This is a genomic window from Pradoshia sp. (genome assembly GCF_051873915.1).
GTDB lineage: Bacteria > Bacillota > Bacilli > Bacillales > Pradoshiaceae > Pradoshia.
In genome coordinates this window covers 33,028-58,548 of record NZ_JBJEFJ010000065.1, presented here as the reverse complement: position 1 = coordinate 58,548, position 25,521 = coordinate 33,028, and the positions used below count along the sequence as shown (strand labels likewise).

General features: G+C 41.7%; 22 protein-coding genes and 1 riboswitch. Of the genes, 7 read left to right on the top strand and 15 right to left on the bottom strand.

Features of this window, described 5'->3' with window-relative positions:
• Positions 1 to 384 precede the first annotated feature (384 nt).
• Positions 385 to 729: a winged helix-turn-helix transcriptional regulator gene (locus ACI35L_RS06435; RefSeq protein WP_049671933.1), complete on the bottom strand. Its 345-nt coding sequence runs from the start codon at positions 727 to 729 to the stop codon at positions 385 to 387.
• 129 nt (positions 730 to 858) lie between these two features.
• Here ACI35L_RS06435 and ACI35L_RS06430 point away from each other — a divergent pair, with 129 nt between their 5' ends.
• A complete protein-coding gene (locus ACI35L_RS06430; protein WP_049671934.1) occupies positions 859 to 1,476 on the top strand; it encodes a nitroreductase family protein in 618 nt (205 codons plus the stop codon).
• A 52-nt stretch (positions 1,477 to 1,528) separates the two neighbouring features.
• Here the strand turns inward: ACI35L_RS06430 and thiT are convergent, their stop codons facing one another.
• From thiT to ACI35L_RS06415, 3 genes are all read right to left on the bottom strand, one after another.
• Entirely contained in the window at positions 1,529 to 2,110 is a 582-nt protein-coding gene (gene thiT / locus ACI35L_RS06425) for an energy-coupled thiamine transporter ThiT (RefSeq protein WP_049671935.1), read from the bottom strand.
• 110 nt (positions 2,111 to 2,220) lie between these two features.
• Positions 2,221 to 2,323, bottom strand: a riboswitch (TPP riboswitch).
• A 68-nt stretch (positions 2,324 to 2,391) separates the two neighbouring features.
• Positions 2,392 to 3,633, bottom strand: a complete 1,242-nt coding sequence (locus ACI35L_RS06420; protein WP_049671936.1) for a dicarboxylate/amino acid:cation symporter — start codon at positions 3,631 to 3,633, stop codon at positions 2,392 to 2,394.
• A 276-nt stretch (positions 3,634 to 3,909) separates the two neighbouring features.
• A complete protein-coding gene (locus ACI35L_RS06415) occupies positions 3,910 to 4,071 on the bottom strand; it encodes an Lmo0850 family protein (RefSeq protein WP_439802481.1) in 162 nt (53 codons plus the stop codon).
• A gap of 577 nt (positions 4,072 to 4,648) precedes the next feature.
• Here ACI35L_RS06415 and ACI35L_RS06410 point away from each other — a divergent pair.
• Positions 4,649 to 6,034, top strand: a complete 1,386-nt coding sequence (locus ACI35L_RS06410; RefSeq protein ID WP_049671937.1) for a hemolysin family protein — start codon at positions 4,649 to 4,651, stop codon at positions 6,032 to 6,034.
• Positions 6,035 to 6,101: 67 nt separating this feature from the next.
• Here the strand turns inward: ACI35L_RS06410 and ACI35L_RS06405 are convergent, their stop codons facing one another.
• The 7 genes from ACI35L_RS06405 to ACI35L_RS06375 all read right to left on the bottom strand — a co-directional run bounded on the left by ACI35L_RS06405 (position 6,102) and on the right by ACI35L_RS06375 (position 12,875).
• Entirely contained in the window at positions 6,102 to 7,205 is a 1,104-nt protein-coding gene (locus ACI35L_RS06405) for an AI-2E family transporter (RefSeq protein WP_439802480.1), read from the bottom strand.
• Between the two features lie 132 nt (positions 7,206 to 7,337).
• Positions 7,338 to 8,564, bottom strand: a complete 1,227-nt coding sequence (locus ACI35L_RS06400) for an aminopeptidase (RefSeq protein WP_049671939.1) — start codon at positions 8,562 to 8,564, stop codon at positions 7,338 to 7,340.
• A 102-nt stretch (positions 8,565 to 8,666) separates the two neighbouring features.
• Positions 8,667 to 9,335, bottom strand: a complete 669-nt coding sequence (gene modB / locus ACI35L_RS06395; protein WP_049671940.1) for a molybdate ABC transporter permease subunit — start codon at positions 9,333 to 9,335, stop codon at positions 8,667 to 8,669.
• Positions 9,336 to 9,338: 3 nt separating this feature from the next.
• Positions 9,339 to 10,118 (bottom strand): molybdate ABC transporter substrate-binding protein, encoded by a 780-nt coding sequence (modA, locus tag ACI35L_RS06390; protein ID WP_049671941.1) that lies wholly within the window; start codon positions 10,116 to 10,118, stop codon positions 9,339 to 9,341.
• 129 nt (positions 10,119 to 10,247) lie between these two features.
• Positions 10,248 to 11,138, bottom strand: a complete 891-nt coding sequence (locus ACI35L_RS06385; protein ID WP_049671942.1) for a cation diffusion facilitator family transporter — start codon at positions 11,136 to 11,138, stop codon at positions 10,248 to 10,250.
• 161 nt (positions 11,139 to 11,299) lie between these two features.
• Positions 11,300 to 12,238 (bottom strand): magnesium transporter CorA family protein, encoded by a 939-nt coding sequence (locus ACI35L_RS06380; RefSeq protein WP_049671943.1) that lies wholly within the window; start codon positions 12,236 to 12,238, stop codon positions 11,300 to 11,302.
• Positions 12,239 to 12,524: 286 nt separating this feature from the next.
• Positions 12,525 to 12,875: a KGG domain-containing protein gene (locus ACI35L_RS06375; protein ID WP_439802479.1), complete on the bottom strand. Its 351-nt coding sequence runs from the start codon at positions 12,873 to 12,875 to the stop codon at positions 12,525 to 12,527.
• A gap of 165 nt (positions 12,876 to 13,040) precedes the next feature.
• On the opposite strand from ACI35L_RS06375, the gene ACI35L_RS06370 reads away from it, so the two are divergent.
• Entirely contained in the window at positions 13,041 to 16,379 is a 3,339-nt protein-coding gene (locus ACI35L_RS06370; protein ID WP_439802478.1) for a hypothetical protein, read from the top strand.
• Between the two features lie 61 nt (positions 16,380 to 16,440).
• On the opposite strand, the gene ACI35L_RS06365 is transcribed toward ACI35L_RS06370, so the two are convergent.
• Entirely contained in the window at positions 16,441 to 16,944 is a 504-nt protein-coding gene (locus ACI35L_RS06365; RefSeq protein ID WP_049671945.1) for a YusW family protein, read from the bottom strand.
• 207 nt (positions 16,945 to 17,151) lie between these two features.
• Here ACI35L_RS06365 and ACI35L_RS06360 point away from each other — a divergent pair, with 207 nt between their 5' ends.
• The 3 genes from ACI35L_RS06360 to ACI35L_RS06350 all read left to right on the top strand — a co-directional run bounded on the left by ACI35L_RS06360 (position 17,152) and on the right by ACI35L_RS06350 (position 20,496).
• Positions 17,152 to 19,287, top strand: coding sequence for an MMPL family transporter (locus ACI35L_RS06360; protein WP_439802477.1), 2,136 nt, complete (start codon positions 17,152 to 17,154; stop codon positions 19,285 to 19,287).
• 126 nt (positions 19,288 to 19,413) lie between these two features.
• Positions 19,414 to 20,013, top strand: a complete 600-nt coding sequence (locus ACI35L_RS06355) for a tetratricopeptide repeat protein (protein WP_049671947.1) — start codon at positions 19,414 to 19,416, stop codon at positions 20,011 to 20,013.
• Positions 20,014 to 20,118: 105 nt separating this feature from the next.
• Positions 20,119 to 20,496 (top strand): GtrA family protein, encoded by a 378-nt coding sequence (locus ACI35L_RS06350; protein ID WP_049671948.1) that lies wholly within the window; start codon positions 20,119 to 20,121, stop codon positions 20,494 to 20,496.
• Between the two features lie 42 nt (positions 20,497 to 20,538).
• Here the strand turns inward: ACI35L_RS06350 and ACI35L_RS06345 are convergent, their stop codons facing one another.
• The 3 genes from ACI35L_RS06345 to hpaB form a co-directional block, all read right to left on the bottom strand.
• Positions 20,539 to 21,102 carry a GNAT family N-acetyltransferase gene (locus ACI35L_RS06345; RefSeq protein WP_049671949.1) on the bottom strand — a complete coding sequence of 188 codons (564 nt, stop codon included), beginning with the start codon at positions 21,100 to 21,102 and terminating at the stop codon, positions 20,539 to 20,541.
• A gap of 133 nt (positions 21,103 to 21,235) precedes the next feature.
• The gene (gene glpX, locus ACI35L_RS06340; protein ID WP_082197175.1) at positions 21,236 to 22,210 is read right to left on the bottom strand and encodes a class II fructose-bisphosphatase; all 975 of its coding nucleotides are present in this window, start codon (positions 22,208 to 22,210) and stop codon (positions 21,236 to 21,238) included.
• Positions 22,211 to 22,436: 226 nt separating this feature from the next.
• Positions 22,437 to 23,882 (bottom strand): 4-hydroxyphenylacetate 3-monooxygenase, oxygenase component, encoded by a 1,446-nt coding sequence (gene hpaB, locus ACI35L_RS06335; protein ID WP_439802476.1) that lies wholly within the window; start codon positions 23,880 to 23,882, stop codon positions 22,437 to 22,439.
• A gap of 243 nt (positions 23,883 to 24,125) precedes the next feature.
• Here hpaB and ACI35L_RS06330 point away from each other — a divergent pair, with 243 nt between their 5' ends.
• Entirely contained in the window at positions 24,126 to 25,376 is a 1,251-nt protein-coding gene (locus ACI35L_RS06330; RefSeq protein ID WP_197089945.1) for an esterase/lipase family protein, read from the top strand.
• The last annotated feature ends 145 nt before the right edge of the window (positions 25,377 to 25,521 follow it).

The window sequence follows — 25,521 nt, the reverse complement described above, 5'->3', positions numbered from 1 at the left end:
TATTAATTTGTATATATTTACTAATTTTTTTATTCCCTTGAATCCGAAAAAAAAACCTACTGACAAGGCTGTCAGTAGATTTATCGTCTTCCATGCTGATTTTTTTTATGATTTTCACCTGTCTCTTTCATGTCGTATATTGCCTGACGAAGTTATCTTGCAAGAGGCTTTATAGCAAACTTGCCTTTTAAGGACTTTTTGGCATGCTTTATTAGACATATGCCCGCATACCCAAAGATGAGGTTACCAGCAATTACATCGAATATGATCGCCCCAGATAATGAGCAGGAAGATCATTGATGATGCAATATCCATCCTTTTTCACCTGCATAGAAAAAGCCGGAGAGCCTCCCTTTTAAGGGGTGATTCTCCGACATTACTTCCTCATTTCTTCTCCAGTTGGTTTTTATATTCAACCCATTTACGAATTGATACAATCACATCTTTCAATGCTTCGCCGCTCGGGGTCAATTCATACTGAACCTTCTTCAAGGAACCATCCAAATAGCTTTTCTTCACTAATTCTTCTTTTACTAATTCATTCAATCTTTCTGTCAGAACTCTGTCGGAAATTCCTTCAATCATTCCAGTGAGTTCATGATATCGTTTCGGGCCATCCAGCAAAGAGTAGATAATGATTCCCATCCATTTCCGTCCGATGAATTCAATTGTTTGATGAAAATCACTGCATATATGGCACTTCTGGCCTTTATCTAGTGCTCCTGGCATATCATTCGCCTCCAACCTTGTGCTCTTATTATCATAACATGAATACTTTACGTTGACACATTAACTTACTTTTGGTAAGTTATCATTATTAAGAAACTAACTTTAAGTAAGTTTACAAGGAGAGTATCTATGTCACATTTAGAAGAACTAATCAAACAGCGTAAATCTGTCCGAAGCTATAATTCGGAATTCAAGATGGATAAAGAGGAAATTCTGGAACTATTAAGTCTGGCATCCGAGGCTCCATCTTCTAGCAATTTGCAGCCATGGCGCTTTATCGTCATCCACAATAAAGAGCTTCAAAAAGAAATAAGAGCACTTGGCTTCAATCAGGCACAGATTGAAGACTCCTCTGCTATCGTTGCTGTTATAGGTGATATTGAAGCATATAAGAACGTCGAAAAAATATACAGCCTTAATGTTGAGAAGGGTTATATGGACCAAAGCATTGCTGATCGTACGATTAAACAAACATTGAACGCATACCCATCCATGCCGAAGGAAGCATTAATGCAAATTGCAGCCTATGATGCTGGCTCCATTGCCATGCAATTCATGCTGCTTGCCAAGGAACGCGGCTACGATACTATCACAATGGGCGGTTTCGACAAAGCTGCTTTTGCTAAGCGCTTTGACTTGCCTGACAATCATTTCCCAATCACCCTGATTGCTATTGGTAAAGCTGCAGCACCGGCATTCAATACAACACGCCTGCCTATTGAAACATTGACAACATATATCGACTAACAAAAAGCCGCCCAACTACAAGTGGGGCGGCTTTTTTCTATTCTATCATACATTAATGGGCCGGCTTCTTTAAGACTAATTGCGGAGCCGAAGATGAAAGTAGAAGAATGACTCCTCCAGAAACAATCACGCTCGGCAGCAAATAGGATAAATTATAAAGCAAAGAAAACACGATAACAGACTGACCATCTGCCGCGCCAGACCCAAAGAATACGACTCCCGCAATAAAGTGAGCAAGAAACCGCAAAGAGCTTCCAAGGAGAATACCCCCAACAACAAACATCATATTCCTCTTTCGATTCTTTCCATTGTCTGTTTGAATCTGACTGAACAGGATGCCTGCCAGACCAACCGCCGAAAAGGCGACGATATAGTCAAGAAACCCTTGTACAGGCGTCAATATATAAGCTGTTCCTGATACGATTTGCAGTAAGCCTAATAGCAGCCCTGTCACAACACCGCCTTTTACACCCCAGCGGATTGCCATAAGAAAGATTGGCACCATCGCAATAGAAATACTGCCCCCTTGTGCCCATAAACTAAGCGACATAATATTCCCCAGAAAATCAAATACAAATGCCAATGCTGCAAAAATAGCCACCTCTACCAAATACAATAACCGGTTGTTTCTCATCTTTTTCCCCTTTCTTTTTGGAGGAGTACCGAAGTCTCTCGAGAAAGCGGGCTAAAAAAATGCAAAAAAGCAATGTGCGTCAAAAAATGGCACACATTGCTTTACACAATCGCATTTATCCGCCACATTCCTACGCTAGAATTAACTAACAGGTTCGAAGGGTCAGAATTCGAACATTCACTCTCAGCCTCACAGGCTCCCCTTGTGGAATAATCTATATTCATGTACTTTCATGTTACTAGAATGGCTTTCCAATAGCAAGGAAAGTATACATCTGTTTCTTATGCAATCATTTCGTTTGCTTCTTGGTTTACTTCACGTTTTTTCTCTGATTCAGCAATAATAACCGCACAGGAAGCGTCCCCTGTGATATTTACAGCTGTTCTTGCCATATCAAGCAAGCGGTCAATTCCGAGAATCAGGCCAATCCCTTCAACCGGCAACCCAACTTGCTCAAGCACCATCGCAAGCAAGATCAACCCTGCGCCTGGTACGCCTGCTGAACCAACGCTTGCCAAAACAGCCGTAAAAATAACGGAAATCAGCTGAGGTGTCGTTAAATCAACTCCGTACGTTTGGGCAATAAAGACTACAGCGACTCCTTGAAGGATTCCTGTTCCGTCCATATTTATGGTAGCACCAAGCGGCTGAACAAAGCTTGAGATATTTTTCGGAACATTTAAGGCTCTTTGGGCAGTATCCATCGCTACAGGAAGCGAAGCACTGCTTGAAGATGTACTAAATCCTACAGCCATTGCAGGAGCAAAGTTCTTAAAGAAATCAATTGGATTTCGGCGGCCAAGAACGGCAATCGCTCCTCCATATACAAATACGGTATGGATGATTAACGCTAGGATAACAACCACCATGTATAGGCCCATACTCTTAATAGCAGACACCCCTTGGCTTCCTACAGCTGTTGCTACCAAGGCAAATGTCGCATATGGTGCCGTCTTCATGATGAAGTTAACAAGGTAAACCAGCACTTCTTGACCCTGCTCCAATAAATGGACCAGACCTTTTGTTTTAGAACCAAGTGCACTAATTCCAATACCGAAGAATATAGACATAACAATTACTTGAAGCATATTGCCTTCAGCCATGGCTTGGATTGGGTTTTTAGGAATGATATTGATGAGAGTTTCAATTACTGAGGGGGCTTGACTTGCCGTATATTCAGCAGCAGATAAGTTAACATGAGCGCTCGCACCCGGCTTGATAAGCAAGGCAAGACCTAATCCGATGGTGATAGCAAAAGCAGTCGTAGCCAAGAAATACAGCATGGTTTTCCCGCCAATGCGTCCGAGCTTTTTCGGATCGCCGAGTCCAGCAGTTCCTAATGTGATGGATATCAATACAATCGGCACGACAAGCATCGTGATTGCATTAATAAATAATGAACCAATTGGATCGAAGATATACATATCAAAGATGCCAAATAGTTCAGGGGAAAATTGATTCAGACCTAAACCAACCAATACACCTGTAATTAAACCTATAATAATTCTTATGGTAAGCTTCATTGATGACCTCCTCTAAATTCAAGCAAACGATTGTTTCCCTAACTATTGCAAGCCATAAAAAATTCCTCAAACGAGGATAATAGAAAAGAAATATTCAATCTTTTTAGATATCAACAATTACTTTTCTAATATAATAATAGACAAGTTTTTAAGAAACAACAATGGTAAGAATTACACGCATCAATCAATTCACTTTATGTAGACACAAAAAAGACGCTTCAACAGGAGCGCCTTAGGTTATCACCTTATTTAAAAACATAGCTTGTATGTTTTACATTAATGACTCTTCACTTCTACTTGTTTCTTTAAAGAATATGGGTTCTGTAACAATTCGCTGAATGTTGACTCAGAACATACTAAGCTAGAGAAGATTTCATTACGGGATTTTGTTTTTTCAATCTTTACGCCCTGTATCTTAAATTTAGATACGATATCCATTCTCACATTCTCCACCTTCTGATTTTTTGCTAACCAGTATTTCATTTACCCGAAAATAATGCAGCGAAACATCGTTTGAGCAAAATACTTGACTGTTTCAAACGATGATGTTCTATTCGAGATTTCTAATAGCCAATTAGTCAAAGAGAGCTTTTATTGCTTGTCATCATGCGTTCAGGCACGAATTCACTTCAATGCCAATCATCCAAGGCGGTGGGGGAAACGCCTCATAAGTACATATGTATGTCAATCAATACGCACAAAACTCACAACATTTAAATTGTACTAAACTATAAAAAAAAATAAAGGGACTTTTTTCTTTTTTTCTCAAAAATTGATTTGTTTTTAAAAATGTACCTAAAACAAATGATATTCGGTTAGAAATTTAATATAATAAGAAGTAATAACCATTTTTACTACTTCTCTTTATTTTAAAGGGGGGATTTACATGGGAAGTTGATCGCCAGCTATCCAGTCGGACTATGCTTGCATTTGACGTTAAACCATACAGCTGTTAACAGCTTATTATCACAGGAGGTGACTCCTTTACCGTCTAATCACGGTTAAAGGAAAATTATTGGACATATGGAATTTGGTTTTTATAGCCATTTTGATTGCACTGACCGCATTCTTTGTTGCGTCAGAGTTCGCGATTGTCAAGATTCGCTCCTCGCGAATTGATCAGTTAATGGAGGAAGGAAACCGGCGGGCAATAAGCGCCAAAAACATCGTTACGAATCTGGATGAGTATTTATCCGCCTGCCAGCTTGGGATCACCATTACAGCCCTCGCTTTAGGATGGATTGGGGAGGAAACCTTTGAATCCCTTCTCGCTCCCTTATTCGCACTGTTTTCCCTGCCTGAGACTGTTACAACGCCACTCGTCGTCGTTATTGCTTTTCTGCTGATTACCTTCATCCACGTCGTAATCGGCGAATTAGCTCCAAAGACGATTGCTATTCAAAAAGCGGAAGCAATTGCTCTTTTATTCTCAAGACCTCTCATGGCATTCTACAAAATTATGTATCCATTTATCTGGCTGCTTAATGGTTCTGCCCGGTTGATCATCCGCATGCTCGGTCTTCATCCCGCTTCAGAACATGAAATTGCCCATACGGAAGAGGAATTGCAGATTATTCTTTCAGACAGTTATAAGAGCGGCGAAATTAACCAATCTGAATTTAAATATGTGAATAATATTTTTGAATTTGATAACCGAGTCGCTAAAGAAATCATGGTTCCTCGAACCGAAATGGTCTCCTTATCCAAGGTGGATTCCATCAAGGACTTTATTCAGATGTACCATGAAGAGAAATTCACTCGTTATCCGGTCATTGACGGTGACAAGGACCATATCGTCGGACTTGTCAACGTAAAAGAGGTATTGACCGATGTTGTCGTAGATGAGAGCATTTCAAATTCAACCATTCAAGAATATATAAGGCCAATCATCCATGTCATTGACACCATTCCAATCCATGATTTACTGGCGAGAATGCAATCTGAACGGATTCATATGGCAGTCCTGATGGATGAATACGGAGGCACTTCCGGATTAGTCACCATCGAAGACATCGTCGAAGAGATTGTTGGTGAGATACGAGATGAATTCGATAGTGATGAGATTCCGGAGATTCGGAAGAATACAGATGGATCTTACATCGTTGATTCTAAGGTACTTCTCAGTGAAATTAATGACCTGCTTGGCACGGCCCTCGATGATACCGATATTGACACAATCGGCGGATGGGTCCTGACCGAGAAGTATGAAGCAAAGCTTGGTGATATGCTTGAGATTGGCGATTATGAAATTACGATTATCGATATGGAGGAACATCATATCCGCTATCTCGAAATCCGCAAAAAACCGCGGGAAGCTCAGCCCCTCACCTCTCACAGCACAGCTGCAGAAGGAGAGAGCCAGCTGTTCACCCAGCCATTATCAAGCAGTACAATAGAATAAAGAAAAACACACGTGAAACCACGTGTGTTTTTCTTTTTTATTCTTCTTTCATCAATTCCTCTGCTTATCAAGCATCCTCTGTAATGACGGTATGCTTTGCCCGGTAAAGCTTAACAAGCCGGACGATATTCTTCGTAATCGTCTTAACAACCGCATAAGTTGGAACGGCAAGTATCATGCCAAGGATCCCAGCTAATGAACCAGCAACTAGCAAAATCATGATGATGGTCAGCGGATGAATATTCAATGACTTCCCGATAATCAATGGGGATATAAGATTACCGTCCAGCTGCTGCACGATCACAATAATCAGGATGACCAAAATGGCAACCAAAGGCGATTGGAATAGCCCGACAGCCACTGCTGGTGCAGCACCGATAAATGGACCAACATACGGGATGATATTCGTGACCGCAATCACGAGTCCAAGCGTCAAGGCATAAGGCAGATCAATCAGCAAAAAGCCAATGAAACAAGCCGTACCAACGAAGATACATACCGTAATCTGACCCTGTATATAATTGGCCAAGGTTTGAGAGGTCTCCTGAATAACAACAAGTCCTTCTTTCCTGAATGAGGCTGGGAGAAACTTCATCAATGCACCTGGCAATTTATGACCATCCTTCAGCATGTAGAAAAGAATAAATGGAACTGTAATAATAATCAGCGTCAAGCTGGTGATAAACGAAACAACAGCTGATATGCCGGTAGTAATATTGCTTGTAATATTAGTCGTAAACGCAAGCAAGCGGTCCTTTATTTCTTCAAATTCAATAAACTCCTGCTCTACCACGTAATTGAACCAATTAGATTTTGAGGCATCCTCAATGAATGCGACAACATCATCTACAAATTGCGGGGTATTCTTAGCGATATCTGTGATTTGTTCAGAAACAACAGGCACTACTTTTGTAATTCCAATTGTAATTAAACCGATAAGCGCTATGTATAAAATCAAGATTCCAACAATCTTTGGAACCTTCCACCTCATGAGCAGCTTTAAGACGGGATTTAACAAGTAAAATAAGAATCCCGAAATCAAAATCGGGAAAAACAGTGTTGAGATAAAGATTCCAATTGGATGGAATAGAAAAGAGATTTTCGTGCTCACATAAATAATAATCAGCAGCAACAGGATCTCCAAAGTCCAAAACTGTAATTTAGATTTCAACGGTTTCTTCCACTCCTTAACATTCTTCCATTTATTATAGCGTAAATTACCGGCGATAAACTACTCCTTTTAAAGGAGTAGAAGATAATGATAAAAGAAGGCCAAGGGTCCTTGACCCAAGGCCTAAATTAATTAAAATGCCCAGTTTCCGCCGCGGAAGATTGGTTCAAGTGTCCCGTCCGCAAGCTCACCGTCAATATCCATCTCCGCAGAGCCAATCATGAAATCTACATGGGTAATGCTATTGTTCACACCATTATCAATCAGCTCCTGCTCTGACATTTCCTTTCCACCTTTCAAGCAGAAGGCATAACCGGAGCCAATGGCTAAATGGTTAGAAGCATTCTCATCAAATAATGTATTATAGAACAACACATTCGTATCAGATATCGGCGAACGATGAGGCACTAACGCCACTTCTCCAAGATATCTAGATCCTTCATCTGTATCAAGAAGACTAAGAAGGACATCCTCTCCTGTCTCAGCCTTCGCACTAACCGCTTTTCCGTTCTCAAATGTCAAGGAGAAGCGGTCAATGACATTTCCGCCATAGCTGAGCGGCTTCGTGCTGGCCACCGTTCCATTGACCCCTTCTTTCAATGGGACTGTAAACACTTCCTCCGTCGGCATATTGGCCATGAAGGAGTGACCTTTGGCATTGATACTTCCCGCCCCGCACCATTCATGCTTGTCGGAAAGCTGAATAGTTAAGTCCGTTCCTGGCGCACGATAATGTAAGGCTTTATATTTCTTCTCGTTTAAGTAATCTGCCTTTGCACGCAGTGTATGATCATGCTCTATCCATGTTTGAACAGGATCGGCTGAATCAACGCGCACTGCTTTTAGAATAGCATCCCATAACATTTCAACGCTGTTTTCCGCATCTGGGAATACTTTATTTGCCCATTTTTGGCCGGCAGCAGCGATGACACTCCAGCTGAATTTATCTGCCTGCATGGCTTGACGGAATTTATTAAGTGCTGTGCCAGTAGCCTTTTGATAATTTGCGATACGTTTTGCTTCGATGCCCTTCAAGGCATCTGGGCTTTGCGATACGATTGATATGATTGCTCCGCCTTTTTCGATTAAATATTCTTTTTGAGCGACGAGCCATTCAGGCACTTCACTGAAGGCATCTTCCGGCGCAAGCTCAAATTTAGCACGAGTCACTTCTTCATCCGCCCAGTCCACATAAACATGACGTGCTCCTGCCTCATAGGCTTTGCGAACTACCTTGCGGGTAAATGGTGCGACCTCTACTGAGGATGATATGTATAATATTTGATCTTTCTGAATATTAACCCCGACTTTGACAGCTAGCTCAGCATATTTATCTAATCTTTGCTCCAAATTCATCATTCCAGCTCCCTTATTTCATTATCAATACCTATTTTACCATTAGTCAGCCCTATAACGCATTATCACATCTTGAGCTTTCAAAAAATTTAATCTTCTCGCCAATTAAGAATGCGTCCTTTGAAAAATTTGCACAACGACAAGCATGCCAATAGACATGAGAATCATCATGCCCACCCAAGCCCAGGCAAGTGTTGATTGGCCTGATTCAAATGCCATGTATATCGCAATCGGCATTGTTTGGGTCTTCCCAGGTATATTTCCGGCAAACATAAGCGTCGCTCCAAACTCTCCGAGCGCACGCGCAAATGTAAGAATGGCTCCAGCGAGCAGGGCTTTTGCCGAAAGCGGGATAGAAATCCTCCAAAAAACCTTCCATTCGCTTCCCCCGTCCACCCTGGCCGCATCCTCTATCTCCTGATCAACGGCAGCAAAGCCAGCCTTCGCGCTTTGATACATTAATGGAAATGCGACAACTGTGGAAGCAATCGCAGCCGCACTCCATGTGAAAATAATGGATTGATTAAATAAAGTATAAATCAGCTCTCCAACTGGGCTCCTCTGCCCAAAGATAACGACTAGAAGAAATCCGATTACGGTTGGCGGCAGCACAATCGGGAGAAGAAAAAAGGTTTCAATCAGCATCCTCCCCTTCATTGATTGCCGCTTGACCATTATTCTAGCCGACATGATACCCAAAAAGACAGCCAGCAGACCGGAGATGGCTGCTATTTCAATAGATAGTTTGATTGGTGCCCAAAAATCGATTTGCATTGTTTACTTCAACCCTTTAAACCCATACTTTTCAAATATCTTTTGCGCCTCATCTGATTGGAGATACCTATATAATTCTTCCGCATTCTCCTTTTCCTTGCTTGAAGAAATAACACCGGCCGGATAGATAATGGCCTCATGACTCTCATCAGGAACCGTATCAATGACCTTCACCTGACTAGAGTTTTTCGCATCTGTTGCATAAACAAAGCCAACCTCAACATTCCCTGTTTCCACATAGGTGAGAACCTGTGTGACATCCTTTGTGGGGACAAGCTTATCTTTAACTGTTTCCCACAGACCAAGTGCCTCAAGTGACTGCTTAGCATATTGTCCTGCTGGAACGGAATCAGGAGAGCCTATCGCAATCTTAGAGGCAGATTCAAGATTCTCTATTCCTCGCATCTCTGATTGATCACCCGCCACGAGCACCAGCTCATTGCTAAGAAGATTCGTTTGTGCCTCCTTATCAATCCATCCATTCTGAAGGAGAAGTTCAAAGGGTTCAATGGCAGCTGAGATAAACAAATCAGCCGGAGCTCCATTCTCTATTTGATGCTGAAGCGCACCTGAACCGCCGTAATTAAAAACGAGCGAGATATCTTCATTCTCTTCCTCATAAACCGTCTTAATTTCACCGAGTACATTCTGAAGACTTGCTGCAGCACTAATGATGAGTTCAACCTTCTCCTTACTCTCTCCTTCTGAAGACTGGCATCCAGCTAAAGTCAGAAGGAAAAGAAGGGCTAATACATACAGACAGTTCTTTCCTCTTTTCATCATTTCCCTTCTTCCTTCCCGTCACTATTATTTTCTACTATATCATTATCCAAAGGAAAAAATAGCAAAAAACATTCTGATGATTGGACATAAAAAAGCCAACTTGCACCCCGGGGCACAAATTGGCTTTTGTCATTCAGGAAAGTATGGATTAAGATGAATCAATACTTCCTCTATATGGTCAAATTTCTCCATTAATGTATGCTTAATATCACGCGAAAGATCATGTCCCTGCTTAATGGTCTTATCTTGATCAATGGAGATGCGGATATCCATTATAATATAATGTCCGTGCTCTCGCGCTCTGATTCTGTCAATGCGCCTGACATCCGGGAAAGCTGTCACAATGTCTCTGAATTGGTCCATAAGCTCTTGACTCACATTGCGCTCAATAAGGATATCAAAGGACTCCGTCAGCATTTCCTTGGCAATCTTGAATATTAGATAAGCGACGAATATACTGGCAATTTTATCCCCATATAGAAGGAACCCAATGCCAAACTTATCACCAAGATAGGATACGAGCACCCCTATCGCTGCGGCAAGTGATGCTACGATATCCGCTTTATGGTCATAGGCAATCGCTTCGATGGCCTTACTATTCATCCTCTTGCCCACACTCATTGAATAGCGGAACAAGCATTCTTTAGCGACATAAGAAAACAGTCCAACCCAAAACGCAATAAAGCTTGGAGCTTCCACTGGGTGGAAAAACCCTGCAATGCCTTCATAGACAATATAAAGAGACACAAGGAAGAGCAGTATCCCGATAATGCCAGATACAATAACCTCCGCTTTTCCATGTCCATATGGATGCTCCAGGTCTGCAGGCTTATTGGAGACCCTTATGACTAATAAGACAATAACAGAAGCAAACACATCAGCCGCCGAGTGAATACCATCCGCAAATAAAGCATCGCTGGCTGCCCATAAGCCGATGAACAGCTTTCCAAGCGTAAGAATAATATTGCTCCAAATACTGATCCAAGCAACCCGTTTAGCCGCACTTTCTCTAAATTCCACTGATGTATTCACCTCATCTAATTAAACAAATATTTCCTGCACAAACCTTAAGTGTAGCTCTATCTTATATCCCTTTCAACTAAGGACTACCACCATTCTTCTTACTTCAATAGCGAATAAGCTTAGTCTGCCCCAAAAAAAAAGATAGCGAACCGCTATCTTTAAAAGTACTTCTTCTTCCAAAATATGATAGTTGTGACAGATGATAACAAAAGTGCAACAAATATAACGCCTATAAAGGCATAAGGATTGTTTTGATAAGGCAGATCAACGTTCATTCCATATATACTGGCCACAATCGTCGGGAAAGACAAGATAATGGTGATGGAAGTCAGGAATTTCATGACGATATTTAAGTTATTTGAGATAACCGATGCGAATGTATTCATCATACTGGTAAGAATTGAGTGATACGTCTCAGCCATTTCAATCGCCTGGGTGTTTTCAATAATGACATCCTCCAGCAAATCCTTATCCTCTTCATACATTTTCAAATGATTGAGGCGCAGCATTTTCTGCAGCACAATTTTGTTGGATTTTAAGGATGTTGTAAAATAAACTAAACTCTTCTCCAAGGAGAGGAAGGCATATAATTCCTCATTCTTCATGGATTGATGGAGTTCTTTCTCTATGTCATCGGTCTTCCGGTTGATTTGCTTTAAGTATCGTAAATAGTAGGTGGAGATATGAAAGAGAATTTGCAAGGCAAAACGGGTTTTCTTATACGTAAAGAACCCTTTTATTTTCTTATTAATGAAGTCCATGATAATTGGATTCTCAATCAGTGAGATGGTGATAAAGCATTCTTCTGTCACAATCAAACCAATCGGGAGGGTTTCATAGACAGGGAAGCCTGAATCATCATAAATAATGTAGGGGAAGTCAACGATAATCAATACATGATTATCTTCCTTCTCCAAACGTGAGCGCTCCTCATCATCGAGCGGGTCTTTAATGAAGTCTTCCGGAATGTTCAAGCGTTCTGATATGAGCTTAATCTCTGATTCGCTCGGCGCGACCATATTCACCCAGCAGCCCTTTTGCAGGTCATCAATTTTTTTCAATGTATTTGCTGAGTCTGTAATGTAGTATTCCAACATGTAACAAAAACCTCCTCTTTTAGAGGGAAGCACCAACTCTTTTGACAGGATTGATTATTATCTTTCCCCACTTTTCAAAAAAAGCACCATTGGGTTCCCCAGTTTTACTCGTGTCCGGGTCTCCCGAGTCGTAGTTACTCAATAATATCAACTCCTTTTCATTCGTTATGCCTATTACATCTTATACCTAACTTTCATGAATGTGCAACGGGAAAAATCAGTATATAAAAAAGAAGCCCGCCTCATACTGAGGCAAACTTCTTAAAACCAGTCCCCTATAGGACATTTAGCCATTTCCGGCCTTCGCCTGGCCATTCCGGTTCTTAGCAGCTGTCTCTCCGCCCTTCTTCCCAATCTCTCGGTAGAAGTCCTTATCGAATTTCTTTGCTGTCGCACTTCCGCCCTTTTGGCCAATTTCTTTATAGAATTCACTTGTATGCTTTTCAGAGGTTGAGCTTCCGCCTTTTTGCCCGATTCCTTGATAGAATTCTTTATCATGCTTGTCTGCCGTTGATTTACCGCCTTTTTGTCCAATCTTTTTGTAGAAATCAGGGGTATGCTTCTTCGCGGTGGCAAGCCCGCCTTTTCTGCCCGCCTCGGCACGCGTCATTTTCAATTTCTCTTCTTTGTTGTCCACTCAGTTCCTCTCCTTATTCCAAGTTGTTACAATTCTTATAGCCATTTACTAATAAACTAAACAAATAAATAACTCGTTTAATCTTTTTGTAACGAGACTGATACAAAAAAAGGAGTTTACCAATACAGTCCGGAATATATTCCTAAAGGAAGGGAGGAATGCCCATTGGAACACGAGGATATTTTTATAACACATCTCAGAAAGCTTTATCGCTCCGGGCTTATTTCAGATAAGGCATTCAAGCAAGTCTATACAGCCCATGAACAATTCCAAATCGAGAAAAGCCAGGCACTGAATAACCGGCCGGCTGTTCATCAGCCAATCGAAAATCCGCCAAAATCCGCCGCAGCGGTTAAGCCGATCAAACAAAAAGCACCTAAATCTAAGGCAGAGCTTAGAGAAAGGAATATTACTTGGTCATTAATTGCGGGGGTCATTATGCTCTTGTTTGGAGGACTTATGTTCGCAACAAATAATTGGAGCTCCTATTCGCCTATTGCGAAAACCTTATGGGTTGCACTTATTTGTCTTTTCTTTTACGGGATTCACCTTGTGACAGATAAGATTTTCAAAATCACTAAGAGTTCCTTCAGCTTTCTCGTTTTAGCTGCATTGTTTTTCCCCGTTATATGGGTCAGCGCAGGCTATTTCCACCTGTTTGGCACTTGGCTTTCGATTGACGGTGGCGGAAGATACCTCTTCGGCTTTCTATCTTCCTTCATCACAACTGCCTTATACCTTTATTTCATGCGGAGGCATTTCTCCTTGTTTTTCACTTCTTTTGTTTATGCTGGGATTACCATTACAGTGGGTTTCTTGGTCAAATTCATCATTATATCAGAAGACCTGTTCTTCCTTTGCATGACCTTGATTAATTTTCTGCTTCTTATAGGAAGAGAGCGGTTAACAAGCTGGGTGAATCACACCTTGTTCACCAATCACTATCATTTATACATACAGGCCAATCTTGTACTCGTCTCACTTTTCACCCTTTTCCTCTTTGAAAGCAAGACAATTAACGGCTTTAGCATTCTTCTTTCAAGTGTACTGTACCTTTTGGTGAGCCAGTATCAGAATCGGAAGGAATATTACTATATCTTCCCGATTTTGCTGATTTACGGGGTGTATCAAACCTTTAATCACTTATCTCATGAGGCTGCTGTTCTTCTGATGGCTGCCTTAGGATTTGTATTTACCGCACTTCTCCATTTCCAGCAGGAACGCTCATCTGCCGATTGGAGCACTCTGTATCGATACACTGGCACAGCAGTGACATTTATTGCGTTTAGTTATGTCTCACTTGATACCTTCTTTGTACAGAACGGGGATGAATTTGTGACGTCCATTGCCTATTTCCTTATGTATGCAACCATCCTTGCACTCACAAAGAAGATCCAGCTTGTTCCAATCGCTGGATTTGGAATTGTCTATCTCTTTTTAGGCTGCTTCTCACTCGGCCTAGCCTTGTCTGATTGGACCCATATGAGTTTGACTTGGCCGTTCCTATTAATCAGCACGCTCATCATGTATGGTGTTGTTCTCTTTGCTCCTTTTTCTTACCTTCAGAAGTATAAAATGGTCTATTACAATGCGGTGCATCTCATTTTTCTCTTATTGGCAGGCTATGCAGCAGTTGATTCTGTCCCTTTTGGTATTTGGCTGGTTACCATCATTCAATCCATCCTCTTATATATAGAGAGACAGTCTCCCTTAGCGAAGGTCGTTCCATTCCTTTTAGCGGTTGGCTGGTATTCCTTTTTCAGCGAATTTTCTACTGTAGATGGGAAATGGATTCCCTTCTACCTGGCCATCATCCTATGGCTCACGGCCCTTGCTGCTTATAGAAAGCTGCCGAAGATCCGTCTAATGTTTGATTATCTATCAGGAGGATTATATGCCTTAGGTATTCTTCTCTGTTTTGTCCCGGCAATCAATGAGCCTGACAATTTATGGCCTGTTTTCCTCTTTGCTTTTGGCATGATTTTATTCAGCCATCTGGCTAAAATCAATTCCGTTCGTTACCTATGGATTGGAGCAGGGCTTGCCTTTTTGTTCACCTATTTTGCCGCAATCCGGCTCTTTGATACCGGCAGTTGGGCTTCATTCCTCTGTCTCTTAGGTCCTGTCCTTTTGGCTGCAGCAGAATATTACCTCAAGAGAAGAATAGCTATCTTTCCATTCTTCCTCTATACCGCACTCATTAGCTTCCTCGTAGCCTGCATGATACTTGAGATAACAGGCATGAGTGCTGATTGGGAATACATCCTTGGGATTGGTCTCTTCTATTACGCCGGCAGGCTGGTTCATATGGAATGGATGAAAAAGCTGACACTGTACCTTTCTATGAGCTTCGTTCCCTTAATGATTGGAGAATGGGGGCTTAAGATGGATTGGTCGTTATCCACCCTAGCGCTTGTGCCTTTTATTTCAGCCCTGACCTATTTCTTTTATTGGCTGCTGGCTAATCCAGCTACTAAGAAACGCCTCATGTATTTCATCGTGCTGTTCATGTCTCTTGGCCTGCCCTCCTCCTTCTTTATGGATGAAGGCTATTCCATCATTTTTGTGCTCATTTATTCTGGGTTACTGATATTTTTCATCCATCAAACAAGGCTGTTTTTCATCCTGCTTTGGCCGATGCTCACCTTTATCCTGATATGGAAAGGATATGTGAGTACCTATTTATCAGACTCCATGTACCTGGAACTTGCGGGAGCTATGACAGCGATTCTTCTATTCACTGTTATGGGAACTTCGACATTCAAGCAGCCATTTCAGCATTCAGGAAAATGGATAAAGAGTGAGCCCATTTTGGATTGGTACTTGGTCGGTTCTTTTATTTACCTAGTTGCTTTTCCCGTGCCACATGATGCATTCCTTTTCTTAAAGATGCTGCCGGGTCTTGTGGCTGCTGGTCTATTTTATGTCCAGATTCAGCGATTCGAAAATCAAAAATGGCGCAGAATCATGATGACCGTTACAATAATGGCGTTGCTTCAACCATATTATGTTCTAATAAGCAATATTGGCCTCCCTTCATATGTAGAAATGGAAGCTTATCTATTGCCGCTCATTTTCGTTCTTTTGATTTTGGAAAAGAAGGTCTGGAGATACAATGGAACACTCAGTCAGCTTCATAAGATTGCACTCGTTCTGACCTCAGCACTGATTGTGTATGACGCGATTCTTGAAAATAGCGTTGAAGAAGCTATTACCGTCGGCTCTCTTTCCTTAGCGGCTGCCATCTACGGCTTTTATGGCAAACGCCTATTGTATTTCTCGACAGGCATAAGCATGATTCTATTAAATGTATTCCTTCAGACAAGACCGTATTGGGGGAATCTCCCTTGGTGGTGGTATCTCTTTATTGGAGGAGCAATCTTGATTACGGTCGCTGCATTAAATGAATGGAAGGCTAAGAAAAATGAACAGAATGGGAAGAAGGAAAATCTCTTTCAAGAGATATCGAGAAGAATTAAGCTATACTTCAGAGGATGGAAATAGGCAAACTGATCGCTGTTTCCATACAAAAAGCGCAGAATCAAAATCTGCGCTTTTTACTTTCTTATTTTGTTTTACGATACTCTTTCTCAGTTCCATCTGTGAAGGTAATGTCTACATCAATTTCTTGATAATCGTCTGCTACATCAAAGCTTGAGATCACCTTAGAGATTACATCATCCTCAGAGGTTTGAGCATCGATGTCCAGTGACTTCAAGATATCACGTAATTGACTTTCGGCATCATCACCGGTTACCCGTTTGTTGTTCAAATCATCCTCAATGGATGCATCCACGGTATTGTTTTCATATTCATAATCCGCTTCATATTCTTTGTTGTTTGGATATTTTACTTCTAAGCTGAATTCATTGAATGGAATATCATTTTTTGTTTCAGTGGCGTTTGTATTTGTTTCGTTATTGGTATCCTGATCTGAATTGCTCGTGTTATTGGATGATTCCTCATTTGCCGTATTGTCATTCGTTTGACCACTGCTATTATCATCATTACAGCCAGCCGCCATGAATGCCATACAAAAAATAGTCAGAATGGATAATAATTTTTTCATTTATAATGTTCCTCCTTTGTTGTCTGTACTAAGTTGTACTATTCACTTATTCCCCTCATTTTATTCTCTGTACACATATTTTAATAATTACCAATTGTCGCATAATTGAATCAACAAGGAAAATACAGGACAATAGGGATAGGAGAGCTTATTTACTATCAATAGGGTATATATCAATAGTCGTTTAATTCTCGAAGGGAGGACATTATGTATACATATCGAAGAGGACTTGTACTATTTTGGATTATCTTCACCATCACCATGGGATTCTTTGCTTTGAAAATGCCGGGAATCCTTCAAGGCAGCGGCTTTGAAATGAAGGATTCTTCCTATGATCAAGCAAATCAACTGCTTGAAGATCATTTCGGTCAATCTTCATCACCTTATATCGTTTTATTTGAAAACAGCGAGAAGTTAAGCGAGGAAGAATTTGAGACGCACATTCAAGATACTTTAAAGAAGCTTGAATCCATTGATGGAATCACATCTGTATCATCACCGCTTGAAAATCCCTCTCAAATTAAAGAGGACGTTGCCTATGCCTCCATTTCCTTTGAGGAAGAGAGAGAGCCTGCGGACAACATCGATGCGCTGAATGCAAAGTTAAAAAATGACGCCATTTCGCTTTCGTTAACTGGCGGTGATGTAATTGAGGAAGAAATGAATAAGGCCTCTCAAAAGGACTTAAAAAATGCCGAATTGATTGGTGTCCCAGTTGCCATGATTGTTCTCCTATTAGCATTCGGGGGATTGATTGCAGCCTTCATTCCTTTATTGACCGGAGCAGTCGCTGTTGTTACCGCGATGGGAATTATTTATTTCCTTGGACAAATCATCAATTTATCGGTTTTCGTCCTAAATGTGGCACCAATGATTGGACTTGCCGTCAGCATTGACTTCGCCTTGCTTTACATTAATCGCTTCAGGGAGGAATTGAAGCATCATAGCGTAAAGGAGGCTGTCTCGATTACGACAAAGACAGCTGGTCGAGCCATTGGCTTTTCCGGGATTTGTGTAATCTTAGGCTTAACTGGTATGCTTTTCATTCAAATTGATATCTTTAGAAGTGTAGCTGTTGGAGGAATTGTCGTCGTATTGGTTTCTGTCATTTCCGCTTTAACCTTTCTGCCAGGACTTCTCTCCATCCTTGGAGAGAATATCAATAAAGCGATGATTCTAAAGAATCGGGATGAGGATGCCTCTACTTGGCGAAAATTTGCTGGATATGTTATGAAGAAGCCAATATTGACAGCCTTAGCAGCTTTAGCTATTTTACTTCTCATCGCGACACCAATCCGTCATATCGAGCTTGAGATTCCAGATGCTGAATCATTACCGGCTGACAGTGAAACACGGATTGCCTATGAAACCTTTGAGGAAAACTTCCAGCCCGAGGACCATACCAATATGCCTATTGTCCTTCAGGCAGATGATAGCATTCTGTCCACAAGCTCATTGAAACAGGTGGAAGGATTCATAAAGGAACTAAAAGAAAATCCTCTCGTGACAAATATCGATTCAATTTTCTCCATCACGGACACGGGTTCAGCCGACCGATTAAACCAAGCCTTGCAAGCTGAACAAATGCGGACACAGCTTGAACCGGCATTAGAAACCATGGTTAATGAGGATACAACCTATATCATGCTTGAGCTTGATGCTCCTTATGATTCGACAGAAGCAAAGGAATATGTCCGAGACCTAGAAGAGGACAGTATTGATACGGAGCTGACCTACACAGCAGGCGGACGGGCGAAATTTAACCAGGAAATATACGATGAGATTGGTTCACAAACACCTAAAGGCTTAATCTTAATTGTGTGTGCAACGTTCTTGATTCTAATGGTCGCCTTCCGCTCCATTCTGATTCCGCTTAAGGCAATTTTGATGAATATTTTATCTCTTGGGGCTGCATTCGGTCTGATCGTCTGGATTTTCCAAGAGGGACATCTCGGGGTAGATCCCAATCCGATCGCCCTCATGATTCCTATCTTCATCTTTGCAATTGTCTTTGGGCTGAGCATGGACTATGAAGTCTTCCTGATTTCCCGTATTCGTGAGATATACCTGGAGACCGGGGATAATGATAAGGCGACCCTTGAGGGCTTGACGACTACAAGCCGAATTATCACATCAGCCGCTGCCATCATGATCGCTGTCACTGGTGCCTTTGCCTTCACAGATATCGTCCCCGTCAAGCAGGTAGGAGTTGGGGTAGCGCTCGCCATCTTCATTGATGCCACGCTCATCCGAATGGTCCTTGTACCCGCCCTGATGAGACTGCTGGGGAAATGGAACTGGTGGTTCCCAGGGAAAGTCACGAAAGAACAAGAGAAACAGTAAGACAAAAACCCGTTCAAGGACAGAACGGGTTTTTAATCAAATATAATTTTCAAAATCTTGCAACATTTGTACGTTTTGTATGTTATAATTATATTGATATACGATTTTGTGAAAGAGGTGATTTATATGCAAAAACTAAATTTTTTCAACACCTCCAATCAGTCAGAAGATTACTTGCAAAAGGCTATTAAGGCAGATGAAAACAATCATATTGACGAAGCCATCGTCAATTTTGAAAAAGGGCTGAACTCTATAACAGACAAAACACCGAGAAGAGTCAGAAAGATGATTCTCCCTTCAACCATATTATTAGCAGAAAATTATACAAAAAAGCAGGAATTCCAAAAGGCGCTCGACACATACAGATCCGCGATTCAGCTTGCTAAAACCGATATGGAAAAAATGAATGTGTACGAAGCAGCTGGGAAACTCGCCTATCTAACAGGAAATTACGAAGAAGCAGCAAGTCATTATTTGCAGTCTTTGCACTATGCCGCGAAGAATACACCAAGAGATAAAATACTAGTTGTCCATTCACAAATTCTGCATGAACTCGGACATGTTGTTCTCGACAATCATCCAAGCTTGACCGAGGATCAACGAAAACAGGCAGAGGAATTTCGCAGCTATTTAATTGGACAGCCGAATCAGTATGATCTAACCCAGTTGCCCTATTATCGGGATATTGGAATGGATTTATTAAAAGAATATAATGTTTGGACGTAAAACCGGAATTCTTTTTTGAATTCCGGTTTTTTATTATGTGTTTTTAGCCCTCTCTCATATGTGCATACTATTCCATAATGACCATACAGAAGGCTGGTAATACACATGATGTTTACGGACAAGGAATTTTGGAAGTTTAATCTTGTTGGAATAATGAATACCATTAATTATTATATCTTTTATTTACTCTTTAAAAATATTCTTGAATTCAATTATTTAGGAGCTCATTTTATTAGTTTTTTCATCAGTATTATTGGCTCCTTCTTCATGAATACCTACTTTACCTATCGAACGAAGCCTACCTTAAAGAAGTTTCTGCAGTTCCCGCTCACCTACTTGGTCAATATCGCCATCAGCACTGGTACGATTTTCATTTCCGTTCAAATGCTTCAGCTGCCCGACACGATTGCTCCGCTCGTGGCATCCATTTTCTCTATACCCTTTACCTTTCTCGCATCAAGAATGGTACTGGCCAAGCCTTAAAAATTCACAAGCGGGTATGCTTTAGGAGGTGCATGCACGCCCTTAAGTCGTTTGGAACGAGGAACACCGCATCCACTCATCTGCCAATAAACTAAACGTAACCAGGTCCTCATAATGATCATACAGCCAGTGCGCCTGCCGCTTGATGCCCTCTTGCACAAAACCTAATCGTGCTGGAACAGCCAAGCTTCTATCGTTTGAAAGATCACACTCAATCTCTACACGATGAAGAGCTAAAACAGAGAATATGTACTCCAGCAAAGCATGGAGGGTTTTCGTCATGATTCCTCTCCCCTGGGCGCTTTCTGCTAAAAAATACCCTATGCTTGTCGTACGATTCGTCCAATCAATATAGTGAAGGGCAACCATCCCAACCAATTGGCCCTTATAGCGAATTCCTGCATCAAACCCATTATTCTCCCCATAGTTTTGGAGCCACGCCTTTATAATCGGCTCGAAATCCTCTGGGGATTGTCTTTTGTCGACCCATTGCAGCCATTTGCGTAGATGGTCCCGATTTGTATCTATTAAATCATAGAGCTCATACCTATGATGCTGCTGCAATAATTCAAGAGACAGCTCCTCATTCACCTTGTATAAAAACATTTCCAATCCCTCCTTCATCCACTTTCCTTTTTAGCGAGACTACGTAATACGGATTATCTTGATATGATTTTATCATCCGGTTGGAGATTTTTGACAACAAAAAAAAAGCCGGACTCTTTAGTCCGACTCATAATCAGCTATGGAAGCCTTCAATAAGCTCATATCTCTTTGCATTGGCACCGACCAACAGCAAGGAATGAGTGTACATCTTTCCGCTCTTTCTTTGCTTGACTCCATTAAGGAATAAACCATCCGTTATGCCAGTGGCACAGAAGAGAATATCATCACCTTGAACGATGTCATTCATTTGAAGCACCTTATAGGGATCTTCTATTCCCATCCCGCGACAGCGATTATATTCCATCTTATTTTGCGGGACAAGCTGTCCTTGGAAATCTCCTCCGAGGCATTTAAGCGCAACCGCTGTGACAACACCTTCAGGAGCTCCCCCTGTTCCAACGAGCATATCAATCTCGATATTATCCATCGCAGCTCCGATAGCCCCAGTAATATCAACATCTGAAAACAATTTAAGCTTAGCACCGGCTTGAAGAACCTCGTTAATTAATTCCCTATGCCTGTCCCTTTCTTGAATCATGATGGTCAATTCTCGGATATCCTTGCCTTGAGCCTTTGCGACTGCCTTCATATTGTCTGTCAAAGGAGCATTTATGTCTATTTTGCCTTTTGCTTCAGGTCCAACAGCTAATTTTCTCATATACATATCCGGGGCATGTAATAAGCAGCCGCTCCTGGCAGCAGCCAAAACCGCCAATGAATTATCCTTCCCCGTAGCCATCAGATTGGTCCCCTCAATTGGGTCGACGGCAATATCTACTGCAATACCCTTCCCTGTACCGACCTCTTCATTTATATAAAGCATAGGCGCTTCATCCATTTCTCCCTCGCCTATCACGATTCTGCCGTACATATCAACATTATTGAGATGATACCTCATTGCCTTTGTCCCCGCATCATCCGCGCGCAATTTATCACATTTCCCTATAAGAGGATAGGCAGCAATAGCAGCCTGCTGGGTCACATTCAGCAGCTCTTCCGCTATTCCCTTCATGCCATTGTCCTTGCTGGTATCATTGGTATATTCCATACATCTACTTCCTTCATTACATGGTTTAAACACATAATGATATTCTATGATTATATTCCTATTCTTAACAGGTTTTTCTGATAGGTATTATATTCCAAGTGGGCAGTAGAGAAATTAGACAGAGATTAGAAAATCATCAGCAAAAATAACCCCTGATTATTGCTCAGAGGTTAAAAACAGGGTGACGGACAAAAATTGAACATGAGATGCAGCTTTTGATTATATTCTACTCCTCATACCCATCCAGGAATTGGTCCACAATCTCTGTCGCACTATTGTCTATATTATAATAATGCCCAGAGGCAAGACGAATGGCATCTCCAAAGAAAAACCTCTCGTAGAGTGTCTGCCGTGAACCAAATGCACTCATCGTCAAATCCCAAGCAAGCCGGAAGATCTTCACTCTCTCCTTAGCTCCAACGGTTGCTGCTTGCATATACAATTCTAAATCATCCTTAATCTCAGAAGAGAAGTCAGCTGCGGTCGGTAAGGATGCGAGCCCGCTAGCGCCAATCAGCTGAATAATTTCTACGCAACGGGGATATAGCTTTGGAAATAACATGACGGCTGCGTCCATTGCGTTTTGCTCTGGGACCATCACCCCCCATTGATCAAGTGATGCGTTTCTTTCACCCGCAATCACCAATGCTTTTAAGGACTCGATTCCGACCTTCATTTCACTAATTTTTTCATGGATATGCGGATACTCTCCAACTTGTATTGTATTTATCAGTTTCTTGGCAACCCCAAGCATAAATGACAATTTCACGATTCTTCTGCTTGTTACCTGGTGAACCGCCAGGAGATGAAAGCTGCTTTCTCGATAAGCTTTTAAGGCAATTTCAGGATTCTGATAAAAGAATACTCTCTCCCATGGTACGAGTACATGATCAAAGACAACAATCATATCTAGCTCATCAAAACGTGAACTCAACGGGTGGTCAAAAACCGATTCACGATAGCTATAGGGTTCACGGCTGATAAATTTCAACCCTGGTGTATTGCTCGGAATGGAGAAACCATAGGCCATATCTGAATTACCTGCCGCTCCGCCTGAAGGATAAACAAGTATTTCATCCGTAATTCCCCCTTGAGTCGCAAGCAGGCGGGCGCCGTGAATAACGATGCCATCCTTTTTTATATCAACCGTTTGGGCAGCGATTGTTTCGGTGACATTCTCAATATAATAAGAGGAACGATTCACTTGCGGATTGATAAAGGTATGTGTGAAACATAAATCCTTCTCACGTGCCTGTTCGAATAAGGTATTCATATTCTGTGTGAAACGAGAATCTTGCAGAGAGAAAATCTCACTCGAAGAAGCAAAAGCCATCATCACTGTATTCATATAATCCGGTGAGCGTCCTAAAAGCCCACCGCTTTCCTTTGCCCAAAGCTGTGTGGATAAACGCCGCTTTTCAAGATCCTCCTTGCTTTCAGGCTTCAAAAACGAGGTTCCCACCAGTTTACCTGAAGAAGGGGAACGAAAAGTCATAATGTCTTGATTTTCTTTACGCAATTGAACATCATACAGTTTTGCAGTGCTTTTGATGACCCCTTTCAGCGCAGGATGGTCGGATATATTCCCGGAAATCTTGTTCCCGTCAATCCATACATTTGCTTTCAACCGATTAATGGCCTGCACATACTGCTTTCCCGACCTAGCTGCCATAAAGAAGTCCTCCCCATTGTCATTGTCTTATTATATAGATTATGAATCATGCTCTTCGCTTTATGATTGTTTAACAAATACTTTCTATGCCCTATGACTGCAGACATGTGCCTGATTAGGAGTTTCCTCTCATTTTCAGCAGGCCGCCTAATTATCACTTGTCCAAATGAAAGCGTTGCCATAATATGTTTAATAGACAGAATTATCAGACATTGTAAACGATATTTAGAGGAGGAAAGGTATTTGAAGGAAGGTAAATTGTTGATAGCTGTCATAATCCTGCTGCTCATGATACCGCTTTATCCATCTCAAGGAAAGGCGGCTGATAACGAGGGGAATAACTATCCCATTGTTTTTGTTCATGGTCTCGGCGGCTGGGGTGAAGGTGAATTCGCTGGATACCCTTATTGGGGAGGAACAAAGGATGTTATCGGCCACTTGAATAATATGGGCTATGAAGCTTATCAGGCAACCGTCAGCCCTGTCGCTAGTAATTATGACCGTTCCGTAGAGCTTTATTATTATATTAAAGGCGGAACGATTGATTACGGAGCAGCTCACGCAGAGGAGCACGGCCATGCCAGATACGGCCGCACCTACGCAGGCATCTACCCTGAATGGGATGAGAACCATCCTATCCATTTAGTCGGGCATAGTATGGGAGGCCTGACAATCCGCAGTGTCATTGACCTCCTAGAGGATGGCAGCGAAGCAGAACAAGCCTATCAGGACACACATCCAGAAGGAACAATCGCTTCATTATTCGAAGGCGGGAAATCCTGGGTACACAGCGCGACAAGCATAGCGACCCCTCATAACGGTTCGACCTTTGCCGATAATGAAAATAACCTCATTAACTTCATCAAGAATCTTGTGCTTAACCTATCTACCGTGACAGGCATCAGCAAAGAAAACCTTCTCTACGATTTCAAATTGGACCACTGGGGTATTCGCAGACAAGCAGGCGAGACCTTCACCTCCTATATGACCCGAGTCATGAACAGCAAGGTATGGGATAGCGAAGATATCAGCGCCTATGACTTAAGCACGCTAGGAGCGGCCATCTTGAATGAGGAGGTTGATACGAAACCTAATGTCTATTATTTCTCATATACTGGTCAGGCCTCTAAAGCTTCCTTGTTAACAGGGCATCATCTCCCTATTGTATCTTCTCATCCAATTGTATTGGCATCGACAGGCTTCATTGGCAAATTTACACGAGACAATCCGGCCGAAGGACCAATCATTGATGAAAGCTGGTGGCCAAATGACGGGCTTGTCAGCACTGTATCCTCCTTCTATCCATCGGGTCAGCCGCATAAAGCCTATAGCGGTTCCCCTGAAAAGGGCGTATGGAACTATCATCCTATCAAAAATACGTGGGATCATCTCGATTTTATCGGAATTTTAAGCCTGAGCAGCCATACAAAACCGTTTAATGTATACCCGCTATATGAGGAAATCGCTGCAAACGTTACAGCGTTACAAGAATAATAGATTGATTGTGAGGAACCGGGTCTCTACATCAAAAGGATGACAGCGGCTCGGTCCTTTTTCTGATTCCCCTCATGACGAAAAGAAATATAATGAGTTCATCAATTACCATCTTCCCACGGGTGGAAAATAATACTAAGATGGA